Source organism: Providencia sp. JGM181, from assembly GCF_018257375.1.
Classification (GTDB): domain Bacteria; phylum Pseudomonadota; class Gammaproteobacteria; order Enterobacterales; family Enterobacteriaceae; genus Providencia; species Providencia lanzhouensis.
The window spans coordinates 1-1,853 of record NZ_JAERJY010000249.1 but is presented as its reverse complement, the minus strand read 5'-3'; the positions used below and the strand labels follow the sequence as shown (position 1 = coordinate 1,853).

The following is a 1,853-nucleotide window of genomic DNA, read 5'->3' as shown; positions in this document are numbered from 1 at the left end:
CATTTAGAATATTTAATTTAATTAAATAGAGAAAATATGAGCAAAATTAATACATATATTACAAAAACGTCTATATTCCTCCCCGGTGAAGCCGTTGATAATAAAAATATAGAACATGTTTTAGGTTATATTGGTGAAAAGGCATCCCGTTCCCTTCGAATTGTGCTGAAAAGTAATGGAATCAAAAAACGCCATTATGTCCTCAACCCTTCCTCTGGCGTGGCTAATTTTAACAATGCACAAGTTACTGCAAAATCCATTCATGGATTAGTTGATAGTGATTTTTCCCTCAATGATATTGAATGCCTAGCCACAGGCACGACGCTGCCCGATCAACTAATGCCAGGTCACGGCGTCATGGTTCATGGGGAACTTGGAAATAAACCCTGTGAAGTTGTTTCAACATCCGGCATTTGCTTAGCAGGCTTAACTTCGTTGAAATATGCTTATTTGTCCGTCAGTTCTGGAACAACTACCAATGCAGTTTCAGCCGCATCAGAAGTTGTCTCTCCCGTTTTACATGCACGTAATTTCCAAGCTGAAAATGAGGCATTGGTCGAACAATTAGTTCAGCGCCCAGAAATTGCTTTTGAAAAAGACTTTCTACGTTGGATGCTTTCCGATGGAGCCGGTGCATTCTTGCTGAAAAATCAACCTAATCCACATAGCTTATCATTACGCATTGATTGGATTGATATCTCATCGTACGCGAATGAAATTCCTGCATGTATGTATGCTGGGGCAGAAAAAGACAGTGACGGAAAATTAATTAGTTGGAAGCAGTTGAAACAAGAAGAATGGATTACACGTTCAATTTTTTCCATTAAACAAGATGTACGTTTACTTAATGAAAATATCATCGCCTTAGCGCTAAAAAAACCACTACAAAAAGTCATCGAAAAATATGGAATTTCAGCAAATAATATAGACTGGTTCCTTCCCCACATTTCATCCGAATATTTTCGTCAACCGGTATCTGAATGCTTGACTGACCTCAACTTTGCGATCCCTCAAGAGCGTTGGTTTACCAATCTCTCAGAGCGAGGAAATACTGGCTCTGCCTCAATCTACATCATGATCCATGAATTATTACATTCAGGGCGTTTAAATAAAGGCGAAAAACTCTTATGCTTTGTTCCTGAAAGTGGTCGTTTCTCTGGTGGATTTATGCATCTAACCGTTGTTTAATTCACTGTTATTAAAAAAAGATATGCTAACCACCTGTTCAAATGGACAATTAAGAATAAATGCAAAAAACTAACTTCTGATAGATAGGTCGTAGAAAAACTACGACCTTGGTAATATTGAGCGGTCTAACTTATTTTTTCGTCGCTAAAATTACACTAGATGCTTTGACAATAGCGGTAACTTTACTGCCTGCCTCTAATTTCATCTCTTCAATGCTATTATTTGTCACAACGGCAGATAATTTCGTTCCGGCATTCGTTGTCAAATGAACAACAGCATTCACACTACCTGTTTCAATCCCATCAATACGTCCACTGAACTGGTTACGAGCCGAAAAAAGATACTCGTGCTCATCCGAAACTAAGACAACCCATGGCGCCTTAATAATCGCAACAGCCTGCTTACCTTTTGCCAAGCCTAACAACTGAGTGCTATTTTTCGTGATCACCGCAGAAATTGTTTCACCATTACCTAAGCTTAAAACCACTTCATCATTAACGGCACCAGCCACAACTGATTCGACCGTTCCTGTAAGCTGATTACGTGCTGAAATTGACATAGAAAACCTCATTTAATGGAACATCAATGAATATTGACTGGGAATATAATCAATGGCAGCACTTCGAGGTAATACAGGACGAGTTAACTCCTCTCCTAATTTTTCT

At 38.7% G+C, this 1,853-nt stretch carries 2 protein-coding genes; one reads left to right on the top strand and one right to left on the bottom strand.

The window, feature by feature from the left end; translation table 11 throughout:
• Positions 1-36 precede the first annotated feature (36 nt).
• Positions 37-1,188, top strand: a complete 1,152-nt coding sequence (locus JK188_RS17235; RefSeq protein WP_036951597.1) for a beta-ketoacyl-ACP synthase III — start codon at positions 37-39, stop codon at positions 1,186-1,188.
• Between the two features lie 130 nt (positions 1,189-1,318).
• Here JK188_RS17235 and JK188_RS17230 read toward each other — a convergent pair whose 3' ends face one another.
• Positions 1,319-1,747 carry a TOBE domain-containing protein gene (locus tag JK188_RS17230; protein WP_036951599.1) on the bottom strand — a complete coding sequence of 143 codons (429 nt, stop codon included), beginning with the start codon at positions 1,745-1,747 and terminating at the stop codon, positions 1,319-1,321.
• Between the last annotated feature and the right edge of the window lie 106 nt (positions 1,748-1,853).

Coding starts and splice junctions, on each gene's coding strand:
- JK188_RS17235 (WP_036951597.1), top strand. CDS start 37: ATGAGCAAAATTAATACATATATTACAAAAACGTCTATATTCCTCCCC.
- JK188_RS17230 (WP_036951599.1), bottom strand. CDS start 1,747: ATGTCAATTTCAGCACGTAATCAGCTTACAGGAACGGTCGAATCAGTT.